Origin of the sequence: Micromonospora sp. Mcm103 (assembly GCF_024519755.1) — a bacterium.
Classification (GTDB): domain Bacteria; phylum Actinomycetota; class Actinomycetes; order Mycobacteriales; family Micromonosporaceae; genus Micromonospora; species Micromonospora aurantiaca.
Genome location: NZ_JALJRJ010000001.1, coordinates 524186 through 543471 on the forward strand (window position 1 = coordinate 524186; position 19286 = coordinate 543471).

At 72.2% G+C, this 19286-nt stretch carries 16 protein-coding genes; 8 read left to right on the top strand and 8 right to left on the bottom strand.

The features are described from left to right. Positions 1-38: 38 nt before the first annotated feature. Genes OC439_RS02425 through OC439_RS02450 form a run of 6 tightly spaced genes read left to right on the top strand, consistent with a single transcriptional unit; the run spans position 39 to position 6717 of the window. Complete coding sequence (locus OC439_RS02425) at positions 39-896, top strand: IclR family transcriptional regulator (RefSeq protein ID WP_262011968.1); 858 nt, start codon at positions 39-41, stop codon at positions 894-896. Then, complete coding sequence (locus OC439_RS02430) at positions 889-2088, top strand: CaiB/BaiF CoA transferase family protein (protein ID WP_252448003.1); 1200 nt, start codon at positions 889-891, stop codon at positions 2086-2088. The genes OC439_RS02425 and OC439_RS02430 overlap by 8 nt, the downstream gene beginning before the upstream one ends. Before the next feature lie 31 nt (positions 2089-2119). Then, positions 2120-2959, top strand: coding sequence for a cyclase family protein (locus tag OC439_RS02435; RefSeq protein WP_262011969.1), 840 nt, complete (start codon positions 2120-2122; stop codon positions 2957-2959). Beyond that, positions 2952-4358, top strand: a complete 1407-nt coding sequence (locus OC439_RS02440) for an MmgE/PrpD family protein (protein WP_262011970.1) — start codon at positions 2952-2954, stop codon at positions 4356-4358. The genes OC439_RS02435 and OC439_RS02440 overlap by 8 nt, the downstream gene beginning before the upstream one ends. A 22-nt stretch (positions 4359-4380) precedes the next feature. After that, positions 4381-5844 (top strand): dihydroorotase, encoded by a 1464-nt coding sequence (locus OC439_RS02445; RefSeq protein WP_262011971.1) that lies wholly within the window; start codon positions 4381-4383, stop codon positions 5842-5844. Between the two features lie 12 nt (positions 5845-5856). Beyond that, the gene (locus OC439_RS02450; protein ID WP_262011972.1) at positions 5857-6717 is read left to right on the top strand and encodes an HpcH/HpaI aldolase/citrate lyase family protein; all 861 of its coding nucleotides are present in this window, start codon (positions 5857-5859) and stop codon (positions 6715-6717) included. 58 nt (positions 6718-6775) lie between these two features. On the opposite strand, the gene OC439_RS02455 is transcribed toward OC439_RS02450, so the two are convergent. After that, entirely contained in the window at positions 6776-7165 is a 390-nt protein-coding gene (locus OC439_RS02455) for a GntR family transcriptional regulator (RefSeq protein WP_262011973.1), read from the bottom strand. Between the two features lie 47 nt (positions 7166-7212). Here OC439_RS02455 and OC439_RS02460 point away from each other — a divergent pair, with 47 nt between their 5' ends. Next, a complete protein-coding gene (locus OC439_RS02460) occupies positions 7213-7347 on the top strand; it encodes a hypothetical protein (RefSeq protein ID WP_262011974.1) in 135 nt (44 codons plus the stop codon). Positions 7348-7413: 66 nt separating this feature from the next. Here the strand turns inward: OC439_RS02460 and OC439_RS02465 are convergent, their stop codons facing one another. The 7 genes from OC439_RS02465 to OC439_RS02495 all read right to left on the bottom strand — a co-directional run bounded on the left by OC439_RS02465 (position 7414) and on the right by OC439_RS02495 (position 16001). Continuing rightward, the gene (locus OC439_RS02465; RefSeq protein WP_262011975.1) at positions 7414-8313 is read right to left on the bottom strand and encodes an ROK family protein; all 900 of its coding nucleotides are present in this window, start codon (positions 8311-8313) and stop codon (positions 7414-7416) included. Between the two features lie 95 nt (positions 8314-8408). Continuing rightward, a complete protein-coding gene (locus OC439_RS02470; protein ID WP_262011976.1) occupies positions 8409-9863 on the bottom strand; it encodes an argininosuccinate lyase in 1455 nt (484 codons plus the stop codon). A 41-nt stretch (positions 9864-9904) separates the two neighbouring features. After that, positions 9905-10726, bottom strand: coding sequence for a creatininase family protein (locus OC439_RS02475; RefSeq protein ID WP_262011977.1), 822 nt, complete (start codon positions 10724-10726; stop codon positions 9905-9907). Then, the gene (locus tag OC439_RS02480) at positions 10714-12462 is read right to left on the bottom strand and encodes an ABC transporter permease (protein ID WP_262011978.1); all 1749 of its coding nucleotides are present in this window, start codon (positions 12460-12462) and stop codon (positions 10714-10716) included. Before OC439_RS02480 ends, OC439_RS02475 begins: the two co-directional genes overlap by 13 nt. Beyond that, positions 12459-13532, bottom strand: coding sequence for an ABC transporter ATP-binding protein (locus tag OC439_RS02485; RefSeq protein ID WP_262011979.1), 1074 nt, complete (start codon positions 13530-13532; stop codon positions 12459-12461). Before OC439_RS02485 ends, OC439_RS02480 begins: the two co-directional genes overlap by 4 nt. A gap of 61 nt (positions 13533-13593) precedes the next feature. Next, positions 13594-14646: an extracellular solute-binding protein gene (locus tag OC439_RS02490; protein WP_262011980.1), complete on the bottom strand. Its 1053-nt coding sequence runs from the start codon at positions 14644-14646 to the stop codon at positions 13594-13596. Positions 14647-14852: 206 nt separating this feature from the next. Further along, positions 14853-16001, bottom strand: a complete 1149-nt coding sequence (locus tag OC439_RS02495; RefSeq protein ID WP_262011981.1) for an ROK family transcriptional regulator — start codon at positions 15999-16001, stop codon at positions 14853-14855. Positions 16002-16525: 524 nt separating this feature from the next. Here OC439_RS02495 and OC439_RS02500 point away from each other — a divergent pair. Further along, positions 16526-19243 (top strand): sugar-binding protein, encoded by a 2718-nt coding sequence (locus tag OC439_RS02500; protein ID WP_262011982.1) that lies wholly within the window; start codon positions 16526-16528, stop codon positions 19241-19243. The last annotated feature ends 43 nt before the right edge of the window (positions 19244-19286 follow it).

The following is a 19286-nucleotide window of genomic DNA, read 5'->3' on the forward strand; positions in this document are numbered from 1 at the left end:
CGACCCCACGCACGTACGTCGACAGTGGAGGAAGAGAGATGATCACGACAACGGTCGTCGAGAGCAGTGCCGGCCGGACCCGCTCCGGTCTGGGCCGCGCCCTCGACATCGTCAACATCATCGCCGAACGGGCACCGGAGACCCTCGGCGTGTCGACGATCGCGCGGGAACTGGGCCTGCCGAAGGCGGTCGCGCACCGGATCCTCAAGGAGCTGGTGGCCGACAACTTCCTCACCTTCAACGAGGAGACCAAGCGGTACCGCCTCGGCACCGGCGCGCTGGCGGTGGGCCTGGCCGCGCTGCGCGCCCTGGACGTGCCGGACATCGCGCGCCGGTACCTGGTCCGGCTGGTCCGCGACAGCGGCGAGACCGCCACGCTGTCGGTGCGGCAGGGCTGGTCGCGCGTCTACATCGACCAGGTGCTCTCGCCGCACGAGGTCCGGATGTCGGTGTCCCTGGGCACCAGCCACGCGCTGCACTCCGGGTCGTCGTCGAAGGCGATCCTGGCGGCGCTGCCGGACGCCGAGGTCGACGACTACCTCGGCCACCACCCGCTCGACGCGGTCACCCCGGCCACCATCACCTCCACCGCCAAGCTGCGGGCCGACCTGGCCCGGATCCGGCGTCAGGGGTACGCGGTGAGCATGGGCGAACGGCAGAACGGCGCGGGGAGCGTGGCCGCGCCGGTGCGGTACGCGACCGGGCAGGTGTTCGGCTCGATCTCGCTGTGCGGGCCGCAGAACCGGTTCACCCCGGAGGTGTGCGCCGCGCACGGTGCGCTGGTCGCCGCGGCGGCGGCGGAGATCTCCGCCGAACTGGGTTTCCGGCCGCCGGCGCAGCGCGTCGCCGGCCGGACGGGTCAGGAACAGAACTGGGGAGGTGGAACAGGTGAGTGACGGACCGCTGACGGGCCTGCGGGTGCTTGACGTCTCGACGATCCTCGCCGGGCCGCTGTGCTGTCAGATCCTCGGCGACTACGGCGCCGACGTGATCAAGATCGAGCACCCGACCATGGGTGACAGCATGCGCGGCCACGGCAAGGCCAAGGACGGTCATCCCCTGTGGTGGAAGGAGATCTCCCGCAACAAGCGGCTGGTCGGGCTGAACCTGTCCGCGCCGGAGGGCGCGGCGCTGCTGCTGCGGCTGGCCGAGCGGGCCGACGTGCTGGTGGAGAACTTCCGGCCGGGCACGCTGGAGCGCTGGGGTGTCGGCCCGGAGGAACTGCACCGGGTCAACCCCGGTCTGGTGATCGCCCGGATCACCGGCTTCGGGCAGACCGGCCCGTACGCCTCCCGCGCCGGGTTCGGCACGCTGGCCGAGGCGATGAGCGGCTTCGCCCACCTGACCGGCACGGCCGACGGCCCGCCGACGCTGCCCGCGTTCGGGCTGGCCGACAGCATCTGCGGCATCGCCACCTCGTCGGCGGTGATGATGGCGCTGTGGCACCGGGAGCGCTCCGGCGGCCGGGGCCAGGTCGTCGACATGAGCCTGCTGGAGCCGATCATGACCGCTGTCGGTCCCGGCCCCACCGTCTACGACCAGCTCGGCGTGGTGGAGCAGCGGCAGGGCAACCGCTCGACGAACAACGCGCCGCGCAACACGTACCAGACCAAGGACGGGTCGTGGGTGGCGATCTCCACCAGCGCCCAGGCCATCGCCGAGCGGGTGCTGCGGCTGGTGGGCCACCCCGAGGTGATCGACGAGCCGTGGTTCCGTACCGGCGTCGGGCGGGTGGCGCACGCGGACCTGCTCGACGAGTACGTGGGCTCGTGGATCGCCGAGCGCACCCGCGACGAGGTGGCCGCGGCGTTCGCCGAGGCCGGCGCCGCCGTCGCACCGGTCTACAGCGCCAAGGACATCGTCGAGGACCCGCACGTGCAGGCCACCGAGATGATCACCACGGTCGACGATCCCGACCTCGGCCCGATGCGGATGCACAACGTCATGTGGCGGATGTCGGAGACGCCGGGCCGGATCCGGTTCACCGGACGCTCCCCCGGCGCCGACACCGACGCCCTGCTCGTCGAGGAACTCGGCTGCGACCCGGCCGAGATCGCCGACCTGAAAGCCCGTGGCGTCGTCGCCTGACGACGCCGACAGCCGAAACGCGAGGAACCCCGTGGGCACCACAGCCAGAACCGCCGACCGCCTGCTCGACGCCGTGCAGGCCGGTGTCACGATCTACGACCTGGGCCGGCGGCTGACCGTCGGCATGCCGCAGTCACCGAACCACCCGGCGTTCGGGCTCACCCTGCCGCGCCGCCACGGCGACATGGTGCGCGCCGACGGCGGCTCCGCCGCCAACGACCTGCTGGTGATGGGCACGCACGTCGGTACGCACGTCGACGCGCTCGCGCACGTCTCCCAGGACGGCCGGCTGCACGGCGGCGCCGACGCCGCCGACGCGCAGGTCGGTGGCCGGTTCGACGAGCTGGGCGTGCACACCGTCGCGCCGATGGTCCGCCGCGGCGTGCTGCTGGACGTGCCCGCCGCGCTGGGCGTGGAGGCCTGCGAGCCCGGCTACGAGATCACGCCCGCCGACCTGGATGCCGCGGTGTCCCGGCAGGGCACGCCGGTGGGCGCCGGTGACGTCGTGCTCATCCGCAGCGGGTGGGGCCGGCTGTTCGACCACGAGGACCGCAACCAGTACATCGGCAAGGACTCCGGCGTACCCGGGGTCGGCGCGGACGGCGCCACCTGGCTGGCGCAGCGCGGCGTACACGCGGCCGGCGCCGACACCATCGCCTTCGAGTGCCTGCACCCGGGCAAGGGCCACAGCTCGCTGCCGGCGCACCGCATCCTGCTGGTGGAGCACGGCATCTACCTGATCGAGACGATGGCACTGGAGGAGCTGGCCCGCGACGGGGTGCACGAGTTCACCTTCGTGATGGCGCCGCTGCCGCTGTACGGCGCCACCGGCTCCCCGGTGCGCCCGCTGGCGGTGATCAGCCGTGGCTGAGCCGACCCTGGGCCGCCACCTGGCCACCTTCGCCGCCGACACCGCCGCCGAGACGCTGCCCGACGAGGTGGTCGCCAGCGTCCGGGCCCGCGTCCTGGACGTGCTCGGCCTCTGCGTGGCGGCCCGGCCGCTGCCGACCAGCCAGGCGGCCCTCGCCTACGTCGAGGAGCAGGGTGGCCGCGGCCAGGCCACCGTCGTCGGCCTGGACGAGAAGGCGCCCGCGGCGCTGGCCGCGTTCGCCAACGGCGTGCTGGCGCACTCGCTCGACTACGACGACACGCACCTGCCGTCGGTGCTGCACCCCAGCGCGTCGGTGGTGCCGGCCGCGCTGGCCGCCGCCGAGGCGTCCGGGGCGTCCGGGCGGGAGACGGTCGCGGCCATCGCGGTGGGCCTGGAGGTGTGCGTCCGGCTCGGCATGGCCGGGTACGACCCGGCCGCCGGCAACTCCGTCTTCTTCGAGCACGGGCAGCACGCCACCTCGATCTGCGGCACGCTCGGCGGCGCGGTGGCGGCGGCCCGGCTGCTGAAGCTGGACGCCGACGGCGCGCTCGACGCGCTCGGCGTGTCCGCCTCGATGGCGGCCGGTCTGATCGAGTCCAACCGCAACGGCGGCACCGTCAAGCGGATCCACTGCGGCTGGGCGGCGCACGCGGCAGTGAGCGCCGCGCAGCTGGCCCGGCACGGCGTGACCGGGCCGCCGACCGTGCTGGAGGGACGCTTCGGCTTCTTCCAGGCGTTCCTGCGCGGCGAGTTCGACGGCGACGAGATCGTCCGCGGGCTCGGCACCGATTGGGCGGTACCGGGCATCTTCTTCAAGCCGTACCCGGCGAACCACTTCACCCACGCCGCCATCGACGCGGCGATCGCGCTGCGCGAGCGTGGGCTGCCGCTGGACCAGATCGAGTCGATCACCCTCGGCGTGCCGACGCCGACGGTGCGCACCATCGGCCAGCCCATCGAGCGCAAGCGGGCGCCGCAGACCGGCTACGAGGCGCAGTTCAGCGGCCCGTACGCGGTGGTCGCCGGCCTGATCGGCGGCGGCGGTCTGGGCGTGGACCTCGCCGATTTCACCGACGCCCTCGCGCACGACCCGCAGCGGCGGGCGCTGATGGCGCTTGTCGACGTGGTGGGCGACGAGCGGTGCGACGCGATCTTCCCGCACCAGTTCCCGGCCGTGCTGCGGGTGGTCACCCGCGACGGGCGGGAGTGGGTGCAGGAGGTGCTCGCCAACCGGGGCGGGCCGCAGCGTCCGCTCAGCGACGCCGAACTGGCGGTCAAGTTCCGCACCAACGCCGCCGCCCTGCCGGAGGCGACCGCCGACCGCATCACCGAGGAGGTCCACCGGCTGGACCGGGCCCCCGACGTCCACGGCCTGATGGGCCTGATCAACCGCCGCTGAACCGAGCACGAGGAGCGACACCATGAGCACCTACGACCTGCTGCTGACGAACGTCCGCGTGGTCCGGCACGACCGGCCCGAACCCGAGCTGATGGACATCGGCGTCACCGACGGGCGGATCAGCCGCGTCGCCCCGCAGATCGACCAGGCGGAGGCCGCCCAGGTCGTCGACGGCGGCGGCCGGCTCGCCTTCCCCGGCGTGGTGGACGCGCACCAGCACTGGGGCATCTACAACCCGCTGAGCGAGGACGCCGTCTCGGAGAGCCGCGCCTCGGTGCAGGGCGGCGTCACCACGGCGCTGAACTACATGCGCACCGGGCAGTACTACCTCAACCGGGGCGGCCGGTACGCCGACTTCTTCCCCGAGGTGCTGTCCGCGACCGAGGGCCGCTCCTACATCGACTACGGCTTCCACCTGGCGCCGATGTCGCGGGAGCACATCGGCGAGGTGCCGTCGCTGGTCGAGGAGCACGGCGTCACCTCGTTCAAGATCTTCATGTTCTACGGCAGCCACGGCCTGCACGGCCGGTCCGCCGACCAGAACTCGTTCCTGATGATCCCGGAGGGCGAGCGGTACGACTACGCCCACTTCGAGTTCGTGATGCGGGGCGTCCAGGCGGCCCGGGAGCGTTTCCCCGAGCTGGCCGACGAGATCTCGCTGTCGCTGCACTGCGAGACCGCCGAGATCATGAGCGCGTACACCAAGCAGGTCGAGCAGGACGGCACGCTGCGCGGGCTGGAGGCGTACCACGCGTCGCGGCCGCCGCACTCCGAGGGACTGGCCGTGTCGATCGCGTCGTACCTGGCGCACGAGACCGGGCTGCCGAAGATCAACCTGCTGCACCTGACGTCGGAGAAGGCTGTCGACGCGGCGCTGCGGATGGCGCGGGCGTTCCCGCACATCGACTTCCGCCGCGAGGTCACCATCGGCCACCTGGTCGCCGACATCGACACCGCGCACGGCCTGGGCGGCAAGGTCAACCCGCCGCTACGCCCGCGCGCCGACGTCGAGGCGCTCTGGGGGTACGTCCTGGACGGCAAGATCGACTGGGTGGTCAGCGACCACGCCTGCTGCAAGGACGAGGTCAAGTTCGGTGAGCCGCGCGACGACATCTTCGTCGCCAAGTCCGGCTTCGGCGGCGCCGAGTACCTGCTGCCCGGCCTGGTCACCGAGGGCAACCGGCGCGGCCTGTCGTACCAGCGGGTGGCGGAGCTGACCTCGTGGAACCCGGCCCAGCGCTTCGGCCTGCGCAACAAGGGCGCCATCGCGCAGGGGTACGACGCCGACATCTGCCTGGTCGACCCGAACTCGACCTGGACGGTGCGCGCCGAGGACTCCGAGTCGACGCAGGAGTACACGCCGTTCGAGGGCTTCGAGCTGACCGCCCGGGTCACCGACACCTTCGTCCGCGGGCAGCACGTGCTCGTCGACGGCAAGGTGACCGGCGAGCCGACCGGCCGCTACCTCGCCCGCCCGCAGCGGTAGGGGGAACGACTGATGGCGGCGGTGGCGCGCAGCTACCTGTACGTGCCGGGCGACCGGGCGGACCTGCTGGACAAGGCGGCCGGGCGGGGCGCGGACGCGCTCGTGCTCGACCTGGAGGACGCGGTCACGCCGGCCCGCAAGGCGCAGGCCCGGGAGACGGTCGCCGGGTACCTGGGCGCCGCCGCGCCGGCCGGGCCCGGGCTGTGGGTGCGGATCAACAGCGACCAGGTCGAGGCGGACGTCGAGGTGCTCTCCCCCGCCGCGGCCGGGGTCTGGGTGCCGAAGGCCGAGCCGGACCTGCTCGCCGAGGTCGACGCCGCGCTGACCCGGGTGCAGCGGCGGCTCGGCCCGGACGCCCCGGCGTTCCGGGTGGTGGCGCTGATCGAGACCGCCCGGGGCGTGCTCACCGCGCCGCGGGTGGCCGAAGCGCCACGGGTGCTGCGGCTCGGCCTCGGCGAGGCGGACCTCGCCGGTGAGCTGGGGTTGCAGCCGGGGCCGGACCGCGCCGAGTTCGCACCGATCCGCTCCCAGGTCGTCGTCGCGTCGGCGGCCGCCGGCATCGCCCCCGCGGTCGGGCCGGTGGAGACGACGCTGCGCGACCCGGAGCGGCTGGAGCGGACCACCCGGGTGCTGCTGCGGCAGGGCTTCCGGGCCCGCAGCGCCATCCACCCCGGGCAGATCGCGACGATCAACGAGGTGTTCACCCCCACCGAAGCCGAGGTGGCCTCCGCCCGGGCCGTGCTGGCGGCGCTGGAGCAGGCCGAACGCGGCGGCTCCGGGGTGGCCACCGACGCCGATGGGCGGCTGCTGGACCGGGCGGTGGTGCGCGCCGCCACCGAGGTGGTACGCCGCGCCGAGGCGTCCGCCGGCTGATGCGTGACGCCGGGCCGGGGCCCGTCGACGGGTACGACGTGTCCCGGCCCGGCGTGGGTCAGGGCGTGCCGAGGGTGGCGCGGGCGCCCAGGATGATCTCGTGGAACTGCGCGTTGCAGACCGCGATCCGGTCCGCCCGGTCCCGGCGCTGCCCGGCCGCGTAGCCCTCCATCCCGGCGCACAGCTCGCGCAGCCGGGCGATCTCCTCCGGCGTGATCCGGGTCGCGGCCAGCTCGGCGCCGTACCCCTCCAGCAGGGCGCGCAGCTCGAAGATCTCCTCCAGGTCCTGCTCGCGCCAGGCCGGGACGGTGGCGCCCCGGTTGGCCTCCCAGTCCACCAGGCCCTCGGCGTGCAGCCGGCGCAGCGCCTCCCGTACCGGGGTGCGGCTCACCCCCACCGCGGCGGCGACGCCCACGCACGCGGAGACGTCAAGGTCGGCGGAGAGCACCTCGTCGGTGCGCTCGCCGAACGGCGTTGGCGATCCGCCTGCCGACGGTGTCGAAGTCGGGGTCGGTGCGCACCGCGGAGACGGCCGGTTTCGCCGCCTCCCTGGAGTTCGGGTCGTGGGCGCAGGCGTCCTCGGCGACCGGGCCGGCGATCCAGGAGGCGGTGGCCGCGTTCCGCAGGTGATCCGGCCGCACCGGACCGGGCGGGGCGCACCGCTGCGCCCCGCCCGGCGTTTCACGGTGGTGGCGGTCAGACCGCGGCGGGCTGGGCCTCGGTGGCCAGGGCGAGCGCGCCGAGCAACGCGGCGTCCTGCGCGAAGTCCGACAGCACGACCTCCGGCGGGTACGGCAGCGTGTGGGTGAGCCGTTCGGTCAGCAGCTCCCGGACCAGGTCGTTGCCGGCGACGCTGCCGACCAGCACGATCCGCTGCGGGTCGAGCAGCAGGCAGCAGGTGACCAGCTGGCGGGCCAGTTCGTCGACGCGCAGGCGGAGCTGCTCGCGTACCGGGCCGGGCTGCTCCGCTGCCGCGCACAGGCCGGCCGCCCGGCCGTCGACGCCGAGGCGCTGCGCCAGCTCGTCGAGGGCCCGGCCGGAGAACGTCGCCTCCAGCATCGGTTCCAGCCGGGGCGGCCAGCTGAGGTCGGTGAGTCCGTAGGCGATCTCGCCGGCCGCGCCGTGGCGGCCCGGGAGCACCTCGCCGTTCACCGTCACCGCCGCGGCCACCCCGGTGCCGAGCCCGACGACGAGTCCCGGATCGGCATCGCGCAGCGCACCGAGCCGCAACTCGGCGTGGGCCGCCGCCTTCAGGTCGTTCGTCACCCGCACGTGCGCCAGGTTCAGGCGGGCGCGGACCGCCTCGGCCAGCCGCAACTGCTCCCAGCCGGGCACGTTCGGTGCCAGTTCGATGCCGTCGTCGTGGACGACGCCGGGCGAGGCGATGCCCGCCGCGACGATCGTGCCGCCGGTCTGCTCGGCGAGTTCGCACGCCCGGTCCAGGGCCCGGGAGAGGGCCTGCTGCGCGCCCTGCTCGGCGATCGTGGGCAGGCGCTCGGAGACGAGCAGCCGGCCGTCGGTGTCGCCCACGCCGATGGCCATCTTGGTGCCGCCGAAGTCGATGCCGAGCAGGCGCGGATTTGCCGGTCGTTCCATGGTGATGTCAGATCGCCCTTCGGGCCGTCGGTCCAGATCACGTGGTCGCCGCGACACGACGTCCGCGACCACGGCCAGCTGCGTCTGCCGCCCCGTCACGGGCCTACCCTCGCCGCGACCGCCTCGGCGAGAGCCGCGTCGGCACGGGTCAGCCGCTCGCGCAACGCCTGCGCCCGCTCCTGCACCGCGTCGAGCATTGTAGACAGTCGTCCGACCTGGTCCCGGACGGCCGCCTCGCCGGGGCCGTCGGCCTGGGCGCGGCGCAGCACGAGTTCGGGGCGGACCGCGGCGGCCAGCAGGTCCCGTACCGCGGCGTCGTCGAGCGCCAGGCCGAGGTCGGCCGCGGTGGACCGGACCAGCTCCTCGGTCCAGGTCGCCGGCGCGCCGCCGCGCACCAGCCGGCCGAGCAGCGAGTGGGCGCCCCGGAACGGCACGCCGCGGCGGGCCAGCGCGTCGGCCGCCGCGGTGGTGGTGGCGCCGGAGGCGACGATCTCCTCTCCGGACGGCGGGCGCTGCGGATCGAGCTTCTCGATCAGGCCGCCGAGCAGCGAGAAGAACCGGTACGCCCGGTCGTCGCCCTCCCAGAGGCGGGACTGCACGTCGGTGGTGGCGTTGTTCGAGTCCTCCCACCAGGCGGCGCCGACGTTGTTCAGTACGCTCGCCGCGTCGGCGGCGGCGGCGCCGGCCATCGAGACGAGGTGTTCCAGCACCACCGGGTTGCGCTTCTGCGGCATGATGCTGCTGCCCTGGGTGAACTCGCCGGGCGTGACCACCCAGCCCCAGCTCAGCCAGTCCATCAGGGTGCGGGCGAGCCGGGCGCCGGTGGCGAGCGCCTGCGCGTTGAGCGTGGCGACCCGGACCAGGTGGTCGGCGCCGGCCACCGCCTCGTACGAGTTGACGATGAGCTGGTCGAAGCCGAGCAGGTCGGCCAGCCGGCGGGGCGAGATGTCCAGGTCGGTGCCGGCGAAGGCGCAGGAGCCCAGCGGCGAGCGGTTCATCTCGTCCAGCAGGCCGGCGTACGCGGCGGCCTCGCCGGCGAGCGCCTCGGCGTAGCCGGCGAAGACGTGCCCGATGCTGGTCGGCTGGGCCGGGCGGCGGTGCGTGTATCCGGTGATCACCACGTCGGCGTGCCGGTCCGCGCGGTCCAGCACGGTACGGCCGGTCGCCAGCAGCGCGTCGAGCACCTGGAGCAGCTGGTCGCGCAGCACCATCCGGAAGACGCCGGCGTCGAGGTCGTTGCGGCTGCGCGCGAGCTGCACGCTCAACTGCGACACCTCGATGCCGGCCGCGGCGGCGAGGCGCTTCTCCAGCGTGTAGTAGACGTCCTCGACGCTGCCGTCGTACTCCAGTTCCCCGGGCCGGTCCGTGGCGAGGGCGACCAGGCCGCGCAGCATCGTCGCGGCGGCCTCGTCGGAGATCAGCCCCTGCTCGGCGAGCATGACGACGTGGGCCTTGCTGGCCGTGACCATCGCCGGGTAGAGGTTGGCGACGTGGTGGTCGAACACGACGCGCAGGTGGTGCTGTTGGTAGACGGTCAGTGACGGGCTCATGGAGGCCTCCCGAGGTGGTGCGTGGTCCTGGGGCGTGACTGTCATCCGGTCGGCTGGTCGGGCCGGTCGGCGCCGGGCGGCCCCGGCAGCGGCGCGGCGAGCCACGCCCCGACCAGCTCGCGCAGGCGGGCGCCGGCGGTGGCGCGGATCCGGCCGCCGGCCTCCTCACCTGCCAGCGAGACGTGGCCCGACCAGCCCTGCCAGGGGTCGGGGCGCGACTCCACCAGCACGTACGGGTACGGGGTGGGCAGTTTCGGCTTGGGCGGCAGGTCCGGCGCCGCGTCCAGGCGTACCGCGGCCGGGTCGAAGCCGAGCACCGCGGAACTCTCGTACGCGCCGCCGTGTCCCCGGGCCGGCAGCTCACCGAACATCTCGGTGGTCTCGTCCGGGCCGACGAGCTGGAACCAGTTCACCAGCATCATGCTGGCCCGGTGCCGGCCGGACACCCACTCCATCGCCGCGCGGACGGTGGACATGTTGGCGTCGTGCCCGTTGACCACGAGCACCCGGGTGAAGCCCGCCTCGACGATGCCGGCGAGCACGTCGGCGAGGTAGCCGACGGCGATCTCCGGCCGCAGCGCCACGGTGCCCGGCCACTGCCGGGTCTGGCCCGGGCAGGCGGCGTACGGCGTGGCCGGGAACAGCACCGCCCGGGCGGACCCGGTGGCCAGTTCCCCGGCGAAGCCCTCGGCCAGGATCAGGTCGGTTCCGATCGGCAGGTGCGGACCGTGCCACTCGACCGCGCCGACCGGCAGCACCGCCAGGTCGGCCGCCTCGGTCACGGCGGCGAACGCGTGCCCGGGAACCCGGGTGACCGGGAGCAGCCCTCCCCCGGTCCGCCACCGCTCGATCAGTTCGTCCACTGCTCGGCCCTCCGGGTCGCGGTGCGGCTGCTCTCCAGCCGCCCGGAGAACCACATCACCACGAAGATGAGCAGCACCTGGAGCATGCCGTACGCGGCCGCGGTGCCCAGCTCGAAGCTGTACATGCGGTTGTTGATGGCGACCGAGATCGGCACCGTCGACGAGGTGTAGATGAGCACCGAGGCGACGAACTCGCCGACGCCGTGCACGAACGCCAGCAGCGCGCCGGCGAGCACACCGGGCAGCATCAACCGGACGGTGATGGTGTAGAAGGCGCGCAGCCAGGAGGCGCCGAGGTTACGGGCGGCGTCCTCCAGAGACGGGTCGATCAGCGCCAGCGTCGCCGAGCTGGACCGGAACACGATCGGCAGGAACCGCACGAAGTAGGCGAGCGGCAGGATCCAGAACGTGCCGACCAGCACCTGCCCGAAGCTGAACGCGTTGCCGGTGCTGAACGCCGAGATCAGGTTGATCGCCACGACCGTGCCGGGCAGCGCCCAGGCGATCATCACGGCCACGTCGAGCAGGCCGCGGCCGACGAACGTCAGACGCCGCACCGCGTACGCGATGAGCACGCCGATCACCACGCAGCCGACGACCGCGAGGAGGCTCATCTGCACCGAGTTGAGGATCGGCTGGAACGCCTTGGGGTCGGTGAAGATGGTGACGAAGTTCTCGAACGTGTACGTCGGCGGCAGCACCTCGGTGGTCCAGGACCGGTCCTCGGAGAACGCGACGAGCGCGATCGCGCCGACCGGGGCGAGCAGCACCAGCGTGGCCAGCACCGAGGCGAGCGGGGCGAGCCAGCGGCCGATCGGGTTGGTGATCTCCCGCCGGACCGCCGAGACGCCCTTGGACTGCGACTGGTAGTTGCGCCGTCCCTCGTACCAGCGCATGCCGAGCAGGAAGATGATCGAGACGATGCCGAGCACGGAGGCGTACGCCGAGGCCATCGGCAGGTCGCCGTTGGTGCGGTTGATGTAGATCTGCATCGTCATGGTCTGGCTGACGTTGAACAGCAGTGGCGCGGTGTAGGACGCCAGCGACGTCATGAAGACCAGCAGCGACGCCGAGATGAGCGCCGGGGTGAGCATCGGCAGCAGGACGGTGCGCCACACGCGTACCCGGCCCGCGCCGAGGTTGTACGCCGCCTCCTCGACCGACGGGTCCATCCCGGCCAGCGCCGCGGAGGCGGCCAGGTAGAAGAACGGGTACATGGTGAACGTGTGCACCACCAGCACGCCGGCGATGCCGTCGAAGGCCAGGATCGGCTTGTCGGTGCCGAGCAGCGCCTGGAGGCCACGCGGCACGATGCCGATGTTGCTGTAGAGCAGCTGGAACGACACGGCGCCGATCAGCGGCGGCAGGGCCGCCGGCACCAGGATGAACGCCTCGATGAGCCGCCGGCCGCGGAAGTGGAACCGCTTGAGCAGGAACGCCATCGCCACGCCGACGACGCCGCAGAGCAGCACGCTCGCGGCCGAGATGAACAGCGAGGTGAACAGCGACTCGCGGGCCACCCCGGAGGACGAGAGGAACTGGAGGTAGTTGTCGGTGCCGTTGGCGCTGACGCTCTCCCGGAAGGTGGCGAACATCGGCTGGACGACGAAGCCCCACAGCACCAGGACCAGCGGCAGCACCAGCAGGTAGGGGAACCATCGGGAGTTCGCCCCGCCGGCCAGGCGCCGGCCGAGGGCCGCCGCCCAGCCGGGGGCGGTCGGGTTCGCAGCGGTCACGGCTTGACCACCCAGAGCCGCTCGGGTGTGAGCCGCAGGCCCACGACGTCGCCGAGCTGGATGCCGGCGGGCGCGTCGACCAGGGCGGCCATCACCTCGTCGCCGTCGACGTCGACGGTGACGTGGGTGGCCATGCCGGTGAACTCGACGTGGCTGATCCGGCCGCGCATGGCCGCGGTGTCGTCGTCGCCGCCGAGCGCGATGTGCTCGGGGCGCGCGGAGACCAGTGCGGTGTCGCCCTCGGTGAGCCCGTGTCCGGCGGGTGCGCCGATCTCGATGGTGGCGCCGCCGGGCAGGCGCACGTGGACGCGCTGCTCCGCCGCGCCGGTCACCGGCAGGCTCAGCACGTTGCTGCGTCCGATGAACCGGGCCACGAACGCGTTCGCGGGCTGGTAGTAGACCTCGTGCGGGGTGCCGACCTGCTGGACCCGGCCGGACTCCATCACGGCGATCCGGTCCGACATCGCCATCGCCTCGGCCTGGTCGTGCGTGACGTAGATCGAGGTGGTGCCGCTCTCCCGCTGGATGCGCCGGATCTCGGCGCGGGTCTCCTCGCGCAGCTTCGCGTCGAGGTTCGACAGCGGCTCGTCGAGCAGCATGGTGCGGGGACGGATCACCAGGGCCCGCGCCAGCGCGACGCGCTGCTGCTGGCCGCCGGAGAGCGCGTCGATGCGCCGGTCGCCGTACCCGGCGAGGTGCACCTGCTCGAGCGCCTCGGTGACCCGGCGGGCCTGCTCGGCGCGCGAGACCCGGCGGACCTTGAGCCCGTACGCGACGTTCTGCGCCACCGTCATGTGCGGGAACAGGGCGTAGTTCTGGAACACCATGCCGGTGTCCCGCTTGTTCGGCGTCCAGTGGGTGACGTCGTCGTCGCCGAAGTGGATGTGACCGGAGGTCGGGAAGTAGAAGCCGGCCACCATGCGCAGCGTCGTCGTCTTGCCACAACCGCTCGGCCCGAGCAGCGTGAAGAACTCGCCGGCCCCGATGGTGACGGTGACGTCATCGACCGCCGCGGAGTCGCTCGACTTGGCGAAGCGCTTACTGACCGCCGTCAGTCGGACATCGATCATTTCGTGGGTCCTTCCAGGACGAAGCCGGGCCGTGCCGGAGCACGGCCCGGTTCCGAGCGTCTTAGCCCTTGCCCTTGATCTGGGCGTTCCAGTGGGTGATCCAGGCGGTCTCGTTCTTGCCGATCACGTTCCAGTCGACGTCCATCGGCTTGAGGTCGAGCTTGGTCAGCCACTCGGGCTTCTCGGCGATCTCGACAGCGGGGATCTGGAAGTAGTCCTTCGCGAGGCTGGCCCGCAGCGAGTCGTCGAACAGGAACTCGAGGAACTTCTTCGCGCCCTCGCTGTTGCCGCCCTTGACGGCGGCCACGCCGTCGACGAGGACCGGCGCACCGGAGGCCGGCATCACGTAGCCGAACGGCATCTTCTCGTTGGCCTGCAGCAGGATGTCCTGGAGGTTCCAGGCGCTGACCACGCCCTGCTCACGCGACATCTTCAGGTAGAGGTCGCTGGGGTTGGCGGCGTACTCGACGGTGTTGGCGTCGAGCTTGCGCAGCCAGTCGTAGCCGGGCTGCGGGTTGGACCCGTCGGCCGTGAAGCGCTGGATCATCGAGGCGTAGATCGAGCGCATGGTGCCGGAGGCGGCCACGTCCCGGATGATGATCTTGTCTTTCCACTTCGGGTCGACCAGGTCGTCCCAGTCCTTCGGCGCGGTCTCCGGGGTGAGCGCCTTGTTGTTGTACATGATGACCTCGGGCAGCAGGATCTCGCCGAACCAGCGGCCCTCGGCGTCCTTGTACCGCGCGTCGATCTTGGAGGCGAACGACGGCTGCCAGGACTCCAGCAGGCCCTCGGACGCGCCGGCGGCGAGGCCCTGCTGGGTGCCGCCCCACCAGACCGACGCCTGCGGGTTGGCCTTCTCGGCGCGGACCCGCTCGAGCACCTCCTGGGCGCCCATGTTGAGCACCTCGACCTTGCCCTTGTACTCGGGGTTCTTGGCCGTGAACTGCTCGACGACGTAGTCGGTGACCGACTTGTCGCGGGCGCTGTAGATGACGACCTTCTCAGCCGGCGCGGAGCCGGAGGAGCCGGTGTCCTTGTCGTCGTCGCTGCTGCCGCACGCGCTCACGGCCAGCAGCGCGCTGAACGCGACGGCCAGGGCCAAACGACGTTTCATTGGTACCTCCATTGTGCGGGGGATCTATCGGAAGCGGGGAAGGAAGATCAGCGCGTCGCGCCGTACCGGGGCGCGACGCATCGCGCCGCGACCTGTCGTCAGTGGGTACGGACGCGGGTCGCCGCGACGGCGTTCGGTGACGTGGGTGGTGGGTCGGGGTGGTGGGTGCGGGGTCGGGGTCGGGGGTCGTCGGGGGCCGGGTTCGGTCAGGGAAGCGAGGGGCGGGGCACCGCTGCCGAGAGCGCGTAGCTGATCGCTCCGTGCAGCACGGCCTGGTCGCCGAGGGTGGCCCGGCGTACCTCGGTGGGAGCCGGGGTCCGGGCGGAGACGAGGGTCTGGAGCTGGCCGAGGGCCGCGTCGTCGAGTTCCGCCGCGGCGCCGCTGAGCAGCACCAGCCCCGGATCGACGACGCAGGCGCAGGAGAGGATGAGCCCGGCCCAGGCGCCGAGGACCTCGTCGAGGTACTCGCGGGCGGGCGCCGAGGTCGCGGCGAGCCCGCTCAGCTCCCGTACCGGTGACTCGGGCCGGCGGCCCGGGTTGAGCGCGACGACCCGCTCCGCGATGGCGTTCACCGACCACCGGGCCTCGAACTCGCCGACGCCGCTGTAGGGGCGCTCGGTCGCGCCGCCCAACGGCAGGAAGCCGACCTCGCCGGCGGCGCCGCTGGCGCCGCGGCGGACCTTGCCGTCGAGCACGAGGCCGGCGCCGATGCCGTCGGCCACGTGGATCAGCAGCAGGTTCGCCACGTCCGCGCCGGCGCCGGCCACGCACTCGCCGGCGGCCATGAGGTTCACGTCGTTGTCGACGACCACGGGTACGCCGAGCCGCCGTTGCACGGATTCGCCGATCGGCCACGCCTCGACCAGTCCGACCGACGGCGCGAGGCGTACCGCGCCGTTGCTGGACACGCCGGGCACCGCGATGGCGACGCCGCGGAGCGAGGGCAGGTTGTCGCCGACCAGGTCGAGGACGAACTCGCAGACGGTCTCCACCACGTTCGCGCCGAGCCGTGCGACGCGGTGCGCGATGACCGCGCCCTCGCTGTCGGCGATCTCGCAGCTGATCCGGGGTGGCTCCAGTGACACCGCCGCGACGAGCTCGGCGCGGGGGTTGAACTCGAGCATCTCCCGTGGCCGGCCGGTGGTGGGTGCGCCGGGCCCGCGTTCGATGAGGTAGCCCTCGGCGACGAGTTCCCGCACGAGAGCGGTCACCGTGGCCGCCGAGAGGCCGGTCATCTCGGCCAGGTCCACTCGGGACAGCCGCCGGGCCTGCCGGGCGGCCAAGATCACCGAGAGACGCTTGATCTCACGGGACCGCTCACGGCTGACCGGGCTGGTCGGGGCTTTGTCAGACACACTTTCTTCCTAGTGAGAAAAAATTCTGCCGTCAAGTAACGAGATGATCTCGGTCCGCCGACCAGGGAAAATTCTGCGGCCGACAAGCCGGTCGGGCCGGGGCCAGCCCGACATGACGCGCAAAACCGAGCCCTACGGTCCACATTGGGGTCCCAAAACCGGACATAGCCTGTCCACAGGTCATGGCCGACCTCCCAGCGATCGCCCTGAGCAGGCACGATCGTTTATTCGGATAAGGAAGAAAGTCGTCCGGGGCTATTGACGACGCCTCCGCAAGATCCCTAGGTTACGGCCCGAAGGCCTTCCGGTGGACCGACGTCGCCACCGTGCGTACCGCTCACGCCGTGACGGTGCGCGAGTACCACCATCCCGTTGTCGAGCACCACGACCCCCGAGGACCTCACGGTCCTCTGTGGACAGCTGTCTGCAACACGGCCCGGCACGAGCCACCGTGTCAGCCGGCCCGTGCCGGGCCGACCGTCCCCAGCCGCAGCACTCTCGCTTCGAGACGAAGAGGTATGCCCATGAGATGGCGCACCAGCGCGGCGATCGCCATGTGCGGTCTGCTGTCGTTGGGCCTGGCCACTCCGGCCCAGGCCAACCCCCAGCAAGCAACACCGAAGCCCCAGGCCAAGAAGTCCGACAAGCCGGTCGACCTGGACATCATGTTCATCGGCGCCCACCCGGACGACGAGGCCGGCCAGCTCGGCATGCTCGGATACTGGAACGAGTATCACGGCATGAAGGCCGGCGTCATCACCACCACCCGCGGCGAGGGCGGCGGCAACGCCACCGGTCTCGAGGAAGGCCCGGAGCTCGGCATCCTGCGGGAGGCCGAGGAGCGCAAGGCCGTCGGCTGGGCCGGCGTCGAGCACATCTACAACCTGGACGCGCTGGACTTCTGGTACACCGCCAGCGCTCCCCTGACCGAGGAGGTCTGGGGCCACCAGGAGACGCTGTCCCGGATCGTGCGGGTCCTGCGGACCACCAAGCCCGAGGTCATCCTCACGATGAACCCCTCGGCGACGCAGGGCAACCACGGCAACCACCAGAAGGCGGCCATGCTGGCCGTGGAGGCCTTCTACGCGGCTGCCGACCCGAAGGCGTTCCCGGAGCAGATCAAGAACGAGGGGCTCAAGCCCTGGCGGGTCTCCCGCATCTTCCAGACCGGCGGCAGCGGCACCTCCAGCAACGGCCCCGCCTGCGAGACCACGTTCACGCCGGCCGAGGCCAGCAACGTCGTCTTCGGCACCTGGCAGGGCTACGAGTCGGCGCGCCACGACGGCAACCGGTGGAACACGGTCCAGACCTGGGCCCGCCGGGAGTACGTGTCGCAGGGCTGGGGCAACAGCTCCTTCCCGACGACCAACCCCGACGCCATCGGCTGCAACCGGCTGACGCTGATCGACACCCGCACCCCGTACCCGGACCCGAACGTGGGCGCCGGCACCGGTGCGCTCCAGGGTGCCACCCTGCGGGCCACGGGCGGCCTGCCGCTGGGCACCGAGGTCCACGTGCGTCCGCGCACCTGGGAGGCCGTCGGCGGCCAGCCCATCAAGGTGGACACCGTCCTGTACGCCGAGAAGGCCGTTCCGGGCGCCAAGGTCACCCTGAGCGTGCCGGCCGGCTGGACCGTCAGCGGCAACGGCGACGTGGGCACGCTGACCCCGCGTAAGGAGGTCGTGAAGACCTTCACGGTCACCCCGCCCGCGCAGGTCGAGGTGGGCACCCGCTTCAAGATCGACGCCACACTGACCAGCAAGAAGGACGGCAGCGGCACCAGCAGCGCCCGGGTTCAGGGCACCGCGCCGGTGCGCGGCACCCTGGAGCCGCTGGAGGAGATCGCCGACTTCCGCGCCTGGACCGTGCGGAACAAGACCCAGCAGCTCGACGCGCTCATCGAGTCCCTGCTGAACATCCCCAGCGGCGGCACCCGCAGTGTCAAGGTCAACCTGACCAACCACGGCACCCGGGTCGAGTCCGGCGCGGTCAAGCTGAACGTCCCCGCCGGCTTCTCGGTGGCCGAGCAGCAGGTGCCGTACAGCGGGCTCCGGCCTGGCGCCAGCACCTCGGTGACGTTCACCGTCACCAACACCGACACGTCGCTGCCGACGGCCAACCGGGCCCCGGACAACGGCGCCTACCGGGTGCAGATCGAGACCAGCTACACCGGTGGCAGCGCGAGCGAGCCGGGTGCGTTCAACCTGGTCCCGGTCACCACGATCCCGAAGGCCGCCACCGCGCCGACGGTGGACGGCCACGGTCACGACCACGAGTACACCGGCGAGGTCATCGACATCTCGACCCGCTGGGAGGGCACCGCCGCCCCGGCGTCGGACATCTCCGGCACCGCCCAGCTCACCCACACCGACGACGCCCTGTACGCCATCTTCAACATCACCGATGACGTGCTCGGCACCGTCCTGCCGCCGGAGGACTGCAAGCGTCCGCGGCGTAACGACAACATCGAGTTCGGCATCGACCCGCGCGGCACCTCGGCGAACACCTCCACGGTGTTCAACATGGCGCTCTTCCCGGCCACGAACGACCCGGCCAACGGGAACCCGCCGTGCTTCGCCCGGGAGCGGGACAACCACCAGGGCGGCCCGGAGACCGCTCCGGGTGTGGAGATCGCCTCCGTGGTGACCAGCAACCCGTACACGGGTTACCGGATCGAGGTCAAGATCCCGTTCAGCGTGCTGCCGGACACCATCGACCCGAACCGGATGGGTCTGAACATCCTGGTCAACGACTCGGACACGCAGGATCTGACCGCGCAGACCCGGGTCGGCTGGTCGACCTGGAGCGGCGTACGGGCCGACCCGTGGCGCTGGGGCAACGCGACGCTGCCGGCCCTGGCGGCGAAGCCGTCGGCGCCGAAGGCTCCGATCATGCCGGACACCGCGGCGCAGAGCGTGGACTCGCCGCAGACCCTCCTGCAGTCCGTCTCGGACGGGGTGGCGCCGGGTGGTTACGCCAAGCTGGCGGACAACACGGTGAAGATCAAGAAGGTCACCCGCACCGCGAGCAAGGTGTCCGTGCAGCTCCAGGTGAAGAAGGCCGGCACCGCCCGGGCCTTCCTCTGGGACGGCACCCGGGTCGTGGCGGAGGCCAAGGCCGAGCTGCGGAAGGACGGCACCCTCGTCCTGCCGCTGACCGGGGCGCTCCCGGCCGGCACCTCGCTGCTCGTCTCGTACGAGCACGGCGGCGCCACCACCGCTGCGGCCAAGAAGATCTGCTGAGCGGACGATGACCGCGTCGACCTGACGCACGCGACGGGCCGGG

Excerpts from the sequence above, each read along its gene's own strand:
- OC439_RS02470 (WP_262011976.1), bottom strand. The coding sequence starts at position 9,863 with ATGAGCCCGTCACTGACCGTCTACCAACAGCACCACCTGCGCGTCGTG.
- OC439_RS02450 (WP_262011972.1), top strand. The coding sequence starts at position 5,857 with ATGGCGGCGGTGGCGCGCAGCTACCTGTACGTGCCGGGCGACCGGGCG.
- OC439_RS02425 (WP_262011968.1), top strand. The coding sequence starts at position 39 with ATGATCACGACAACGGTCGTCGAGAGCAGTGCCGGCCGGACCCGCTCC.
- OC439_RS02445 (WP_262011971.1), top strand. The coding sequence starts at position 4,381 with ATGAGCACCTACGACCTGCTGCTGACGAACGTCCGCGTGGTCCGGCAC.
- OC439_RS02500 (WP_262011982.1), top strand. The coding sequence starts at position 16,526 with ATGAGATGGCGCACCAGCGCGGCGATCGCCATGTGCGGTCTGCTGTCG.
- OC439_RS02465 (WP_262011975.1), bottom strand. The coding sequence starts at position 8,313 with ATGGAACGACCGGCAAATCCGCGCCTGCTCGGCATCGACTTCGGCGGC.
- OC439_RS02485 (WP_262011979.1), bottom strand. The coding sequence starts at position 13,532 with ATGATCGATGTCCGACTGACGGCGGTCAGTAAGCGCTTCGCCAAGTCG.
- OC439_RS02490 (WP_262011980.1), bottom strand. The coding sequence starts at position 14,646 with ATGAAACGTCGTTTGGCCCTGGCCGTCGCGTTCAGCGCGCTGCTGGCC.